At 70.5% G+C, this 13,722-nt stretch carries 11 protein-coding genes; 7 read left to right on the top strand and 4 right to left on the bottom strand.

Annotated features, from left to right (window positions below; translation table 11 throughout):
* The first annotated feature begins 149 nt into the window (after positions 1–149).
* The 7 genes from AB0J64_RS12820 (at position 150) to AB0J64_RS12850 (ending at position 8,449) form a co-directional block, all read left to right on the top strand.
* Positions 150–1,316 carry a hypothetical protein gene (locus AB0J64_RS12820; protein WP_364025016.1) on the top strand — a complete coding sequence of 389 codons (1,167 nt, stop codon included), beginning with the start codon at positions 150–152 and terminating at the stop codon, positions 1,314–1,316.
* Positions 1,313–3,430: a tetratricopeptide repeat protein gene (locus tag AB0J64_RS12825; protein ID WP_364025019.1), complete on the top strand. Its 2,118-nt coding sequence runs from the start codon at positions 1,313–1,315 to the stop codon at positions 3,428–3,430. The genes AB0J64_RS12820 and AB0J64_RS12825 overlap by 4 nt, the downstream gene beginning before the upstream one ends.
* A 68-nt stretch (positions 3,431–3,498) precedes the next feature.
* Positions 3,499–4,353: a protein phosphatase 2C domain-containing protein gene (locus AB0J64_RS12830; RefSeq protein ID WP_364025302.1), complete on the top strand. Its 855-nt coding sequence runs from the start codon at positions 3,499–3,501 to the stop codon at positions 4,351–4,353.
* Positions 4,346–5,632 carry a VWA domain-containing protein gene (locus tag AB0J64_RS12835; RefSeq protein ID WP_364025022.1) on the top strand — a complete coding sequence of 429 codons (1,287 nt, stop codon included), beginning with the start codon at positions 4,346–4,348 and terminating at the stop codon, positions 5,630–5,632. The genes AB0J64_RS12830 and AB0J64_RS12835 overlap by 8 nt, the downstream gene beginning before the upstream one ends.
* Positions 5,632–6,264 carry an FHA domain-containing protein gene (locus tag AB0J64_RS12840; protein ID WP_364025025.1) on the top strand — a complete coding sequence of 211 codons (633 nt, stop codon included), beginning with the start codon at positions 5,632–5,634 and terminating at the stop codon, positions 6,262–6,264. Before AB0J64_RS12835 ends, AB0J64_RS12840 begins: the two co-directional genes overlap by 1 nt.
* Positions 6,261–7,646, top strand: a complete 1,386-nt coding sequence (locus tag AB0J64_RS12845) for a hypothetical protein (protein ID WP_364025028.1) — start codon at positions 6,261–6,263, stop codon at positions 7,644–7,646. The genes AB0J64_RS12840 and AB0J64_RS12845 overlap by 4 nt, the downstream gene beginning before the upstream one ends.
* Positions 7,643–8,449, top strand: coding sequence for a transporter substrate-binding domain-containing protein (locus tag AB0J64_RS12850; protein WP_364025031.1), 807 nt, complete (start codon positions 7,643–7,645; stop codon positions 8,447–8,449). The genes AB0J64_RS12845 and AB0J64_RS12850 overlap by 4 nt, the downstream gene beginning before the upstream one ends.
* Before the next feature lie 58 nt (positions 8,450–8,507).
* On the opposite strand, the gene rpoD is transcribed toward AB0J64_RS12850, so the two are convergent.
* The 4 genes from rpoD to dnaG all read right to left on the bottom strand — a co-directional run bounded on the left by rpoD (position 8,508) and on the right by dnaG (position 13,714).
* Complete coding sequence (gene rpoD / locus AB0J64_RS12855; RefSeq protein ID WP_138670751.1) at positions 8,508–9,644, bottom strand: RNA polymerase sigma factor RpoD; 1,137 nt, start codon at positions 9,642–9,644, stop codon at positions 8,508–8,510.
* A 305-nt stretch (positions 9,645–9,949) separates the two neighbouring features.
* The gene (locus AB0J64_RS12860; protein ID WP_364025033.1) at positions 9,950–10,837 is read right to left on the bottom strand and encodes a hypothetical protein; all 888 of its coding nucleotides are present in this window, start codon (positions 10,835–10,837) and stop codon (positions 9,950–9,952) included.
* A complete protein-coding gene (locus AB0J64_RS12865) occupies positions 10,837–11,793 on the bottom strand; it encodes a hypothetical protein (RefSeq protein ID WP_364025035.1) in 957 nt (318 codons plus the stop codon). Before AB0J64_RS12865 ends, AB0J64_RS12860 begins: the two co-directional genes overlap by 1 nt.
* 79 nt (positions 11,794–11,872) lie before the next feature.
* A complete protein-coding gene (gene dnaG, locus AB0J64_RS12870; RefSeq protein WP_364025037.1) occupies positions 11,873–13,714 on the bottom strand; it encodes a DNA primase in 1,842 nt (613 codons plus the stop codon).
* Between the last annotated feature and the right edge of the window lie 8 nt (positions 13,715–13,722).

A 13,722-nucleotide genomic window follows, 5' to 3' on the forward strand; every position in this document is an offset into this window, starting at 1 on the left:
TTGCAGGCGAGGCAGGGTTGAATCAGGGACAAGTCAGGGGTCTCCCCGACCCTTGGAACCAACCGGTCGAATCCCCCGTTTAGCCGGTAGGACCAAGGGGGCATCGGGGGCCCGCTTCACCGGGGAGCGTGATTAGCCTGGGACCACCCATGAGCAGGGAGGGCGTCGAGCACGCACTGCGCGCTCGCGCCGACGAACGTGACCGTATCTCCGGTGACCTGCTCGATCTCGAATCCCACACCACCTACCAGTTGCTCAAGGGAGCCTCCTTACGCGGGGCGACCCAGCGCAGATGGGCCGCGGCGCAGGAGTCGCTGGCCACGCTGTGGTCGCTGAACGACGCGTACCGGGCCGTGTTACGCGACGCCGAGCAGATCAGGGCCGCCCGCGCCAAGGTGGGCGCCGAGCAGCTGGCGGAGCTGACCGAGCTGCTCGCCGGCTCGTCCGTGGTGCTGCGGACCGCGGCCAAGCCGGTCGAGCAGCGCTCGCTCCTCCCCCAGCAGGACGAACGGCTGACCCTCGACCAGACAGTGGCGCGGATGGACGCCGCCTTCCGTGAGGTCACCTCCGCCCTCAATGACATCGACGCGGTGTGGAACACCGTGCTGCCCCGGCTCGACGGAGCCGACAGCGACGTGCGCCACATCCGCGACCTCGAACGCGAGCTCGGCGAGAGCGCGGACCTGACGGCGCACGAGGCGGAGCTGAAGCGGTTGCGCGCCTCGGTCCTCGAAGACCCGCTCGGCGCGCCCGTCGAACAGGACCTCGACCGGCTGGCACGGCTGCTGGCCGGCTCCCGCGCGGAGCTGGAGCTGGCGCTCACCGTCAAGGCCGAGTACGCCAGGCGCAGGGAGGACCTCGTGGCCGCGCTCGACCGGGTCCGGGCGGCCGAGAGCGAGGCCCGGCTGGCCCACGGCGCGGTCGTCGTCAAGATAGCCCTGCCGCCGCAGGCCCAGCCGCGGAGCCGGGCCGAGTCGCTGGCCGCCGGGCTGGACGCGCTCGACGCCTCCGCCGACACGTGGGTGCTGCGGGCCAAGCGCCTGGCGGGGTTGGAGGAGGAGGCCCGCAAGGCCGCAGACCAGTCGCTGGCCACGGCCAAGGCGCTCTACGGCCTGGTCGGCAGGCGTGACGAGCTGCGCGGGCGGCTCGGCGCCTGCCAGGTGATGGCGGTGCGCAAGGGCCTGGCGGAGGACCCCGCGGCCTCCGAGCTGTTCGAACGGGCGCGCGTGCTGCTGTGGAGCGCGCCCTGTGATCTGACGAAGGCGGCGGCGGCCGTCGAGACATACCAGCGCGCGATACACGGAGGTAAGGGATGACCCGCTGCGCGCAGCCCGGCTGCACGGGCACGATCGAGGACGGTTACTGCGACCTGTGCGGCCACTCGGCGAGCGCACCCGCACCTCCCTCCCCATCTTCGGTCCCGGTCCAGACCCAGCCGGTGAGCAGGTCGGTCACCTCGCCGGTGAGCAGCGGCAGGTCGCGGGCGGGCAGGCTGGCCACCATCGCCGACCTGCCGTCGGTGCCCTACCGCGACCCGACCACGGCCGTCATGAGCGACCCCGTGGTGCCCGAGGACAAGCGGTTCTGCGCCAACCCGGCGTGCGGGAAGAAGGTCGGCCGGTCCAGGGAGGGGCGGCCCGGGCTGACGGACGGGTTCTGCCCGCACTGCCGTACCCAGTTCTCCTTCACCCCCAAGCTGGGCAAGGACGACCTGGTGGCGGGCCAGTACCGGGTCCTGGGCTGCCTGGCGCACGGCGGGCTGGGCTGGATCTACCTGGCCTCCGACGAGAACCTCGACGGCATGTGGGTGGTGCTCAAGGGCCTGCTCAACACCAACGACGCCGAGGCTCTGGCGGCGGCGGAGGCGGAGCGGAAGTTCCTCACCACGGTCGACCACCCCAACATTGTCAAGATCCTCAACTTCCAGCGCTCCGGCGGCTTCGGCTACATCGTCATGGAGTACGTGGGCGGCCAGTCGCTCCACGAGCTGCGCCGCCAGGGCCCGCTGCCGCTGCGCGAGACCCTCATGTACGGCAGGGAGATCCTCCAGGCGTTCGCCTACCTGCACGAGCACGGCATGGTCTACTGCGATCTCAAGCCGGCCAACGTGATCAGGGTCGGCAAGCGGCTCAAGCTCATCGACATGGGCGCGGTGCTGCCCATCGGCTCGCCGGCGGGCTCCGGGTGGGCCACGCCCGGCTACCACGCCCCGGAGGTCGAGACCGCTTCCGCCGCGGCCACCGCCGACCTCTACACTGTGGCCAGGACGCTGGCGGTGCTGGCCGTCCCGGGCTTCGTCCCGTACGCGAACGGCGTGGCCGCGCCGCTGCCCGACGACTGCGGGCACCCGTCCTTCACCCGGCTGCTGCGCAAGGCGACCGCCGTCAATCCCGCTGACAGGTTCCAGAGCGCGGAGGAGATGGAGGAGCAGCTCATCGGGGTGCTGCGGGAGGTGAGCGCCCTCGAGGACGGCGTGCCGTACCCGGCGCCCTCGCCGATGTTCGGGCCGGAGCGGAGCGCGGTGGGCACGGCGCTGTCGAAGGACGGCGACAGGGTGTTCGGGCCGCTCGACCCGGCGGCGGTCGCGGCCGCCCTGCCGGTGCCGCTGGTCGATCCGGCCGACCCGGCGGCCGGCGCGCTGGCCGGGCTGCTCGGCCGCGACGGCAAGGAGCTGATCGACCAGCTCGCCGCGATGCCGCAGACGCCCGAGACGAAGCTCATGCGGGCCAGGCTGCTGGCGGAGGAGGGCGCGGCGGGGGCTCCGGTCGTGCTGAGCGAGCTGGACAGGGAGCTGCCGGGTGACTGGCGCGTGACCTGGTACCGCGGCGTGCTCTCGCTGACCACGGGGCAGACGGACCAGGCCGTGTCGCTGTTCGACTGGTGCCTGTCGGCGCTGCCGGGCGAGCTGGCGCCGAAGCTGGCGCTGGCGTTCGCGCTGGAGTGCGCGGGCAAGCCGGCGGCCGGCTGGTACGAGGGCGTCTGGCGGACCGATCACTCCTACGTGAGCGCGGCGTTCGGGCTGGCCAGGTCGGGCCGGATGAGCGTGCTGGACGAGGTGCCGTCCCACTCGATCTACCGGGTGTCGGCGCAGGTGGCGCAGGCGATCTCCGTCGTACGGCGACCCGATCTGAGCCTGCTCACCACGGCCGACCTCGTGGGCGCGGCCGACCGGCTGGACAGGCAGTCCGACCTCGACCAGCGCCGCCGCGACCTGCTCACCGCCGAGCTGCTCACCTCTGCGCTGACCTGGCTCGACGGCCATACCCCGTCGTCCGGCACCCAACTGGCCGGTGCTCCGTTCAGCGAGACGGGGCTGCGCAGACGGCTCGAGTCGATCTACCGCAAGCTGGCGGTCGCGGCCGAGTCACGCCAGGAGCGCCACGCGCTCATCGACCAGGCGAACGCCGTACGACCGAGGACGTGGTTGTGATGGATCCGCAGCGTAGCGAGGACATCCATCACAACACTCCGAGCGAAGCTCGGCAATCAGACGCTGTGATGCCCGTGATGTGTGCTGTGTGTGAGGCGTCCGTGCTGGAGGGTGAGACCTACTGCGAGGCGTGCGGCCACACGCTCGGTGCGCCGGCCTGCGCGTCGTGCGGTGCGCACGCCGTGGACGCGGAGGGCTACTGCGAGCGGTGCGGCGTGCGCCAGCCCACCGGCAGGGACCACGCGGAGACCGTGCTCGACGGCGGCGCGGCGGCGGCCGTCACGGACAAGGGGCTGCGCCGCAGCCGCAACGAGGACGCGGTGGCGCTGCTCACGTCCGGGGCGGCGATCGTGACCGTGGTCTGCGACGGCGTGGGCAGCTCGCCCAGGGCCGACGAGGCGTCCGCGATCGCCGTCGAGACCGCCTCCGCCGCGCTGGCCAGGGGGCTGCCGCACGAGGAGGCGTTCGACCTGGCCGGTCGGGCGGTGGCCAAGCTCGCCACGTCCGTGCACGACGCGCCCGCCAGCACGTACATCGCCGCCGTCGTCGAGAGGGACCGGTTCACGCTCGGCTGGGCCGGCGACACACGGGCCTACTGGCTGCCGGACCCCGAGCGGGGCTCGGCAATGAACCAGGGCGTGCTGCTGACCGAGGACGACGCGGTCGAAACCGGCGAGATCACCGCCTGGCTCGGCGCGGACGCCGTCGACGTCGCACCCCACGTACGCACCTTCGCCCCGAAAGAGCCCGGCCTGCTGCTCGTCTGCAGCGACGGCCTGTGGCGCTACCTGGACGGCTACGCCTTCCCCACCACCGGAACCCCCATCGAGATGGCCCGCGAGATGCTGCGCCACGCGCTCGACTCCGGGGGCCAGGACAACGTGACCATCGCCTTGATCCCCTTAGGAGCGACGCATGGGTGACCTGCCCACTTTCACCCTGACCATCGACCAGAACAAGTACCTCCCGACCGACGGCCGCGAGGTACACGCCATCCTCACGGTCACCTCCACCGGCGGCGTGGTCACGCAGTCCGTGACCGCGGAGGCCGCCGAAGTGATCATCATTGACACGTCCGGCTCGATGAGCGGCAGCAAGATCCGCGAGGCCAGGCAGGCGGCGGCGACCGCCGTGCACACCCTGCGCGACGGGGTCAACTTCGCCGTGATCGCGGGCACGGAGCGGGCCAAGGTGATCTACCCCGGCAACCACGCCAGCCTGGTCAAGGCCGGCCCGGCCACCAGGGCCGAGGCCGAGCGGGCGATCAGCCGGCTGTCCGCGCACGGCGGCACCGCCATGGGCGAGTGGCTGAAGCTGGCGGGCCACCTGCTGTCGGCGCACCCGTCGGCGATCAGGCACGCGCTGCTGATGACCGACGGCCAGAACAACGAGCGCCCCGAGGTGTTCGCGTCCGTGCTGGCGGCTTGGAGCGGCACGTTCGTGTGCGACTCGCTGGGGATCGGCGAGGACTGGGTGCCCGCGGAGCTGCGGAAGGTCGCGGAGGCGATGCTCGGCACGTTTGACTTCGTACGGAACCAAGGGGATCTGTCCGAGTTCTTCCGGAGGCTGACGCAGGCGTCGATGAGCAAGACCGTGGCCGAGCTGTCGCTGCGGGTGTGGGTGCCGCAGACCGCCACGCTGAAGTTCGTCAAGCAGGTCTCCCCCACGCTGCTCGACCTGACCGGCAAGCGCACCGACGTGAACCCGCTGACCGGCGACTACCCGACCGGCTCGTGGGGCACCGAGGAGCGCGAGTACCACATCTGCGTGGAGGTGCCGCCGGGCCAGATCGGCCAGGAGATCAGGGCCGGCTGGGTCAAGCTCGTACGCCCCGACACCCAGGAGGTCCTGGCCAGCGGGAACGTGCTCGCCCAGTGGACCGACGACCTGGCGGCCTCCACCCGGATCAACAACAAGGTCGCCCACTACACCGGCCAGGCCGAGCTGCACGAGCTCATCCAGGACGGGCTGAGCGCCAGGGCGATGGGCGACGTCGACACCGCGACCGCCCGCCTGGCCAAGGCCAAGGAGCTGGCCGCCGAGTCGGGGCGCGAGGACACCGCCAGGCTGCTGGAGAAGGTGGTCGAGGTGGATCCGGCCACCGGCACGGCCAGGCTGCGCAGGAACGTGGACAAGTCCGACGAGCTCGAGCTCGACACGGGCTCCGTCCGTACCAGCCGGTTGCGCAAGGAAGGAAGCTGATGGCCACCTGCCCGCAGGGCCACGCGTCGGGCGACGACGAATACTGCGACGTCTGCGGCGCCCAGATGGCCGGCGCCCCCGCACCCCAGCCACAGGCCCAGGCCGCCGCGCCGGGGACCGAGTCGTGCCCGGTCTGCCAGACGCCGCGCGCCGGGCAGTTCTGCGAGGTGTGCGGCCACGACTACACCGGCGGCAGCGCCCCTGTCTCCGTCCCCATGGGCGGCGGGGCCCAGTGGGAGGCCGTGACCGCCGCCGACCGCACGTACTACGAGAAGGTCATCGCCGAGGGTGGTCCTGACGCGGCCGCGATGGCGTTCCCGCCGTACTGCCCCGAGCGCTCGTTCGCGCTGGTCGGCGAGCAGGTACGCGTAGGGCGGCGCAGCAGGGCCAGGAACGTGGCCCCCGAGATCGACCTGACCGGGCCGCCCGAGGACCCGGGCATCTCCCACCTGCACGCCGTGCTGCTGGCCCAGCCGGACGGCTCGTGGACGCTGGTCGACCCCGGTTCCTCCAACGGCACCCAGGTGAACGGCAAGCCCGTCAAGGTCAACGTGCCGGTCAGGATCGGCCCAGGCGACAAGATCCACCTGGGCGCGTGGACCGTCATCACCATCAGGGAGGGCACGCCGTGACCATGGTGCAGTCCCAGTCCCAGGCGCCCGTGGTGGCGCCTGCCCAGGCCGCTCCGGCACCCGTGCGCCGGAGCGTGCCCGGCAGGATCCGGGTCGTCACCGGCGTCACCGTCGCCTCGCTCGCCCTGCTCTTCGCGGCGCTCGCGGTCGGCAGCATGAGCGCCCGCGACGGCCTGCGGGTCATCGGGCGCGACGCGGGGCCGCAGGTGGTCGCCACCGCCGATCTCTACCTGGGGCTGAGCGACATGGACGCGCAGGTGGCGAACGTGCTGGTGATGGGCGACCAGTACGCGACGCAGCGCAAGCAGGCGCTCGACCGCTACGAGCAGCAGCGGTCCAAGGCCAACGAGGCGCTGATGCAGGCGCTCTCGCTCGCCGATACCAGGGCCGAGCGGGAGACCGTGCGCTCGGTGCTCGACAAGCTGGGCCGCTACGAACGGCTGGCCGGCCAGGCGCTGCTGCTCGACGAGCGGTCCAAGCACGCGCCAGGGCCGCCTCCCCAGGAGGTGGTGCTGACCTACCGCGAGGCCACCAAGCTGATGCGGGTCGAGCTGCTGCCCCAGGCGTACAACCTGACCTTGGAGAGCGGCACGATCGTGCGCGCGACCTATGACGAGAAGACCGTCATGGTGCCGCTCCTGCGGATCGCGGTGGTGCTGGCCGGGATACTGGCGCTGAGCTGCCTGATCTGGCTCCAGGTCTACCTGGCGCGCCGCTTCCGCCGGGTCTTCGGGCCGGCGCTGCTGGTCGCCACCGTGACGACCGCGATCGCGCTTCTCGCCGGGTTGAACGTGCTCGGGACGGACGAGAACGCGCTGCGCCAGGCCAAGTCGGCCGGGTTCGACTCGGTGCTGACGCTGGCCAAGGCGCGTTCGATCAGCAACAGCATGCAGGGCGACGAGAGCCGCTACCTGCTGGACAAGGAGTGGGCCGACACCTACGAGCACACGTTCCTGGACAAGGCGATGTCGGTCGTCTACTTCAAGGCGGGCAACCTGCGGACGTACCACAACCAGGTCGCCACGGGCTCCAAGGACTTCCTCGGCATGCTGGGGCCCGAGCTGATCGGCAAGGAGGGCGCCGACGCGCTGGAGGCGTACCGCAGCTTCCAGGCCTCCGACACGAAGTTCCGTGAGCTGGCGGCGAACGGCAGGACCAACGAGGCGGTCGCCGAGCGGCTCGGCCCGGTGACCACGGCGTTCGACGCGTACGACCGTGCGCTCCTGGCGCTGTCCGCCAAGAGCCAGACCCAGTTCACGCGCGCGATCGAGCACGGCGAGAGCGCGCTGGACAACCTGTGGCGGCTGCTGCCGTTCGCCATCGGCGGGATCGGCCTGCTGGTGATCGCGGGCGTGTGGCCACGACTCAAGGAGTACCGGTGAAGCGGGCGCTGGTGGTGGTGCTGGCCCTGGTCGCGACGGCGGTCGCGGGCTGCGGGACGGACGGGCAGGAATCGGTCGTGGACAAGGAGAGGATCGTCATCGCGGTACGCCCCGACCTGCCGTCGGTCGGATTCCGCCGGCCCGACGGCACGTTCGAGGGCTTCGACGTGGACGTGGCCGCCTACATCGCCCGCAAGCTGCACAAGGAGGCCACCTACATCGGGGTACTGGCCGCCGACCGGCAGAAGGTGATCACCAACGGCCGGGCGGACCTGGTGCTGGCCACCTTCTCGATCGACCAGGAGCGCAAGAAGGACGTGCTCTTCGCGGGGCCGTACCACGTCTCCTACCAGGACATCCTGCAGCGGCCCGACGAGACGATCAAGAACGTGCGCGACCTCAAGGGGCGCAGGATCTGCGCGGTTCAGGGCTCGAACGCGGCCCAGCGGGTCGTGGAGGAGCGGGAGGTGGCGGCGCAGCTCGTGCCGTTCGACGACTACAAGGCGTGCCTGTCGGCGCTGAAGAGCAAGCAGGTGGACGCGGTGACCACCAACGACGTCATCCTGGCGGGGCTGGCCAACCAGGACGGCTCGGGGCTGAAGCTGGCCAACGCGCAGTTCAACGAGCAGCGCACCGGAGTGGGCATGCGCAAGAGCGACGTGCCGGGGTGCGAGGCGGTCAACCGGGCGATCACCGACATGTACCAGGACGGGACGGCGAGCAGGCTGCTGCACCGGTGGTTCGGCAAGGCGGGGCTGGACCTGTCGACCATCGCGGTGCCGCAGTTCGAGGGCTGCTCCTGAACAGTTCCCGGACATGGGACGGGCCCGGGCGGCACTCGCCCGGGCCCGTTCCCGTGGATCAGTCCAGGTAGTCCCTGAGCATCTGCGCGCGCGTCGGATGGCGGAGCTTGGCCAGGGTCTTCGACTCGATCTGCCGGATGCGCTCCCGCGTGACGCCGAACTCCCTGCCCACCTCCTCCAGCGTGCGCGGATGGCCGTCGGCCAGGCCGAAGCGGAGCTGGATGATGCGCTGCTCGCGGTCGGACAGCGTGGCCAGGATGTCGTCGAGCTGGTCCTGCAGCATGATGAAGGCCGCGGCCTCCATGGGCACGACAGCGTCGGCGTCCTCGATGAAGTCACCGAGGTCGGAGTCCTCCTCACCGATCGGCGACTGCAGCGACACGGGCTCCTGGGCGATGCGCTGGATCTCCACCACGCGATCGACAGGGAGGTCCATCTCCTTGGCGATCTCCTCGGGAATCGGCTCGCGGCCGAGGTCCTGGTGGAGCTGACGCTGCACGCGTACGAGCTTGTTGATGGTCTCCACCATGTGCACGGGGATGCGGATCGTCCGCGCCTGGTCGGCGATGGCACGGGTGATCGCCTGCCTGATCCACCAGGTCGCGTAGGTGGAGAACTTGTAACCCTTGGTGTAGTCGAATTTCTCGACCGCCCGGATGAGCCCGAGGTTGCCCTCCTGGATCAGGTCCAGGAACAGCATGCCGCGGCCCACGTACCGCTTGGCGATCGACACCACGAGCCTGAGGTTGGCTTCGATGAGCCGCTGTTTGGCTCTGGTGCCCTGCCAGACGAGCTCCCTGAACTCCGGGAAGGCCAGACGCGAGACCCCGTTGGCCAGCTTGTCCTCGGCGAACAGGCCGGCTTCGATCGACTTGGCGAGCTCCACCTCCTCCTCAGCGGTCAGTAGGGGCACGCGGCCGATCTCCCGTAGATATATACGGACCAGATCACTGGTCGGCGCCCGCTTGCCAACGTCTTCCTCATCGGCGCGGGTGGATTCCTCGTCGCCCTGGGGCTCGAGGACCTCCACGCCGTTCTCGGCGAGCATTCGTACGACGCGTTCAAGCGCGTCGGACGGCAACTCGGACCGGTCAAGCGCGGCTGCGACGTCATCGACGGTTACGCTCCCGCGCTCCCTTCCCTTCGCGACGAGATCCGCCACCTGATCTACCGATGGCGGACTGCTTGGCAGCACCGATGCACCCACGGGAGACAGTCTGCAGTATTGGTTCCATCAAATGGCAGACCCATTTTTGTCACCGAAGGTAAGGCGATCGTCCTTACCGAATTGAGATCGCTTATAGGTTTGGCCGGAGTTTGATCAGGAAATCAAAGTCAATTACGCAGTCTGGTTTCAGGCGCCCGGCGACACCCCCCGGCCGGACGCGACTCTTTTGCTGCCCTGACCTCGTTGTCCATCGCCTCTGTCAGCTATTGGACCGGGCCAGTTCCCTGGCCAACCACCCTGGTATGCCGCTTGACACCGCGTCCAAACTGTTATCAACCTCCGGCGTGGTACGCCCGGTTTGTGGGGGTTCGGTATGCGTCCACGACCTCGATCGCTCCGCTCTCCACGTCGACCTTGAGACGCTGTGTCCGTTTCCCGTCGTCCACCCGGAGCGTCACCTCATGGTTTCCCGTCCACGTTGCGGCGGCGGGCCGCTGTTTCAGCGGGAGCTTCTGGCCGGTCTGCCGGGTCGTCAGGTCGTACACCACCAAGCCGGGGGCCTCGCCCGGCACATAGACGACGATCCGGCGCCCGTCGGCCGCCAGCGCCGCGACCTTGCCCTCGCTGTCGTCCCTGGGCAGGTTGTGGCCCACGATCTGAGGCGGCGTGTCGCGGCGGAGCACACGGCCGCGCAGGTCCGTGACGACGGCGTCGGTGGTCGGGGCGTAGCTGCTGACCAGCAGCACCTCGCCGCCGTCGCCGCTGAACCCGGCGGCCCACAGGTCAGTGGGGGGTGGGAGCGTGCCGATCTTCTTTCCCGTGGCGGTGTCGAACACCCGTGCCCGATACAGCCCGTCGTTGCCGAAGTACGCCAGCCTCCTGCCGTCCGGTGACAGCATCAGCCGCGTCTCGTCGACGCCGGCCTCGTTCCTGGGCTGCCTGATCGACCCCATGCGCCTGCCCGCGGGATAGGTGACGAGCGCCCTGTCCTTGGGCCTGAAGTACGCCGCCCGGGTCCCGTCCTCGCTCACCGCGACCGGAGCCGTGCCCTCCGCCAGCGCCTTGAGCGTCCGCGCGGCGCCGCTGCGCAGCACCACGCGGAGCTTGCCGTCCTTGAGCGGTACGGCGTACCGGATCGGGTCGCTCTTCCGGGCCTGGGCGGCGGGAACGATCGCGAACGGCAGCAGCAGTCCGGCCGCGACGGCGATGCGCATCCTCATCACTTCTTCGGAACCCCCGAGAGGATCGTGTACTTGTCCAGTTGCCTGGTGGCGCCGGTCGCGGCGTCGAGGGCGTAGACCCAGGTGGCCCACCGGCCGTCATCGGCGGAGCCCTCGTCCCGGTGCAGCTCCAGCCGCCCGCCCGGCCCCCAGGCCAGGCTCGACCCGCCCTGCTTCGGCTTGATCGCCTTGGCCTTGCCCGCCCAGCCGCGGGCCTGGAGGTCGTAGGCGCGTATCTGCTCGGGCCGCTTGCCCGTCGGCTCCGAGAGCACCAGCACCGTGTGGCCGTCGGCCCCCAGCGCGAGGCTGACGTAGTTGGAGACCACCACCTGGGGCGGCGTGTCGACGACGGGCTCACCGTCGAGGGGATGGGCGAGCACCTCGACCGTGTTGTCGGACTTCTCCCTCGTCGCGAGCACCTCGTCGCCGTCGGCGCTGAAGCCCAGGGGCACGTCGCCCGCCGGGATCGTCGTCAGTGTCGTGCCGTCGGCCGCGTCCACCACCAGCCCCGGCCGCTTCCTGGCCGCCTCGGGGTAGGCGACCAGCAGGCGGCGGCCGTCGGGCGACAGGTGCAGCTGAACGTACTTGGTGCCCACGCCCTTGCCGTAGGCGGGCAGGACGGCCGCCTTGCCGCCGGGCCACCGCTGGACGACCACCCGGCCGTCGCGGGCCCTGACGTAGGCGATCGTGCCGCCGTCCCCGCTGACCTCGAACGGCGCCGGGGCGTCATCTATCTCGTCGGCCCTGCTGCCGTCGGCCTCGGTGGCGTACCTCGCGGCGTCGGGGAACTTCACCCAGCGGCCGTCGCGAAGGTAGAGGTACCAGGGGGCGCCCTTGCAGGGTATGAAGTAGTCGCCGCCGCAGTTGGGCAGGTACGCCGCCCTGATGGACGGGCCCTTCGCCGCCCCCGCCCCCGCCGCCGCGGGCGCGGCACCGGCCACCGCCAGGGCCACCAAGGCAGTAATGATCTTGGCTCTCACACCAGGTTAGACCAGACCGCCCCCGCGAAGGTTGATCACGAACGCGTCACGACGGTCAGCTGCCGGCGGCGCGGTCGCGGAGCACGCGGCGCTGCTGCTCCAGGGCCACCAGCTCCCCGAACAGCTTGTTGTACTCCTGCTGCTCCTCCACCGGATTGAGCCGCTGGATCCGCGACTTCACCTGGGCGATCGCCCGGTCCACCGCGATGGCCTCGATGGCCGCCAGCATGGCCCCGGCATAGCGCTCCTCGGCGTGCGCGTCGGCCTGGATCGGCTCCACCGCGAAGCGGGTCACCAGCGCCCGGGCGCCCTCCTCGTGCGCGTGCTCCAGCAGCAGGTCGACCCACTCGCGACCGCCGTAGGCACCCGCGGCCACACCCCCGGCGGCCACGATGACCTTGTGCAGCAGCACGTGATCGGGAGCCGTGAACGCCTGCGGGTCGAGCGCGTCGAAGCGCGGCCCGAGCAGCGCGGGGCGCTGCACGGCCAGCTTGAGCAGCTCGCCCTCCACCCGCACGCTCGGATCGACGGGCGCCGCCTGGGGCGCGCGCCGCGGGCGGCCCTGCTGCGCGCCCGCGGCCTCGGCGATGCGCTGCATGACGAACCGCTCGTCCATGAACCCCAGCCACCGGTCGAGGTCGACGGCGTAGCGCTTGCGCAGGCCCACGTCCTTGATCCCGGCCACGATCGGCGCGGCGGCGTCGAGAGCGGCGATCTTGCCTTCGTTGCTGCGCAGGTCGTAACGGGAGATCGTGCTCCTGATCGCGAACTGGAAGAGCGGCTCCCTGCTCGCGATCAGATCCCGCACGGCCGCGTCGCCCTGCTTGACGCGCAGGTCGCACGGGTCGAGCCCGTCAGGCTGCACCGCGACGTAGGTCTGCGTGACGAACTTCTGCTCGTCGGCGAACGCCCGCAGCGCCGCCTTCTGCCCCGCCGCGTCACCGTCGAAGGTGAAGATCACCTCACCGCGGAACTCGGCCTGGTCGAGCAGGAACCTGCGCAGGATCTTGATGTGCTCCTCGCCGAACGACGTGCCGCACGTGGCCACCGCCGTCGGCACCCCGGCCAGATGGCACGCCATCACATCGGTATAGCCCTCGACGATCACCGCCTGAGACCGCTTGGAGATCTCCCGTTTGGCGAGGTCGATGCCATAAAGCACCTGGCTCTTCTTGTAAAGCGGCGAGTCAGGCGTATTCAGATATTTCGGACCTTCATCGGAATCGAGCAACTTTCGCGCCCCGAATCCGATCACGTCCCCGGTGGCATCCCTGATCGGCCAGATCAGCCGCCCCCTGAAACGGTCCATGGGGCCCCGCCGCCCCTCCTTGGCCAGGCCACCCTTGACCAACTCCTCGGCGGTGAACCCACGCCCCAGGAGATGGCGGGTGAGCGCCTCCCACTCGGCGGGCGCGTGCCCCACCCCGAACAGCTCGGCGTCGGCCCGCTCGAAGCCCCGCTCCGACAGGAACCGCCGCCCGGCCGCCGCATCAGGCGCGAACAGCTTGTCCGCGTAGAACTCCGCCGCCGCCTTGTGCGCCTCGATCAGCCTGGCCCGCTCGCCGTGGTCGCGCCGCGGCACGTAGCCGCCCTGCTCGTACTGCAGCTGGATCCCGGCCCGCTGCGCCAGCCGCTCGACCGCCTCGCCGAACGAGAGATGCTCGATCTTCTCGACGAACGTGATCACGTCGCCGCCTTCGGAGCAACCGAAGCAGAAGTACATCCCGCGCTCGGGGGTGACGTTGAAGGACGGGCTCTTCTCGTCGTGGAAGGGGCACAGGCCCTTGAGATTGCCGCCCCCCGCGTTGCGCAACTGGATGTGTTCGCCGATCACGTCGGCGATGGGTGAACGCTCGCGTACGAGCGCGATGTCGACATCACGGATCCGGCCAGCCACGCCGGTGA

This window comes from Nonomuraea sp. NPDC049695 (assembly GCF_040674955.1).
Lineage (GTDB): Bacteria > Actinomycetota > Actinomycetes > Streptosporangiales > Streptosporangiaceae > Nonomuraea > Nonomuraea helvata.

What these genes read in the sequence shown, in the direction of transcription:
- AB0J64_RS12820 (WP_364025016.1), top strand. Translation starts at nt 150, where the DNA reads ATGAGCAGGGAGGGCGTCGAGCACGCACTGCGCGCTCGCGCCGACGAA.
- AB0J64_RS12825 (WP_364025019.1), top strand. Translation starts at nt 1,313, where the DNA reads ATGACCCGCTGCGCGCAGCCCGGCTGCACGGGCACGATCGAGGACGGT.
- AB0J64_RS12830 (WP_364025302.1), top strand. Translation starts at nt 3,499, where the DNA reads ATGCCCGTGATGTGTGCTGTGTGTGAGGCGTCCGTGCTGGAGGGTGAG.
- AB0J64_RS12835 (WP_364025022.1), top strand. Translation starts at nt 4,346, where the DNA reads ATGGGTGACCTGCCCACTTTCACCCTGACCATCGACCAGAACAAGTAC.
- AB0J64_RS12840 (WP_364025025.1), top strand. Translation starts at nt 5,632, where the DNA reads ATGGCCACCTGCCCGCAGGGCCACGCGTCGGGCGACGACGAATACTGC.
- AB0J64_RS12860 (WP_364025033.1), bottom strand. Translation starts at nt 10,837, where the DNA reads ATGAGGATGCGCATCGCCGTCGCGGCCGGACTGCTGCTGCCGTTCGCG.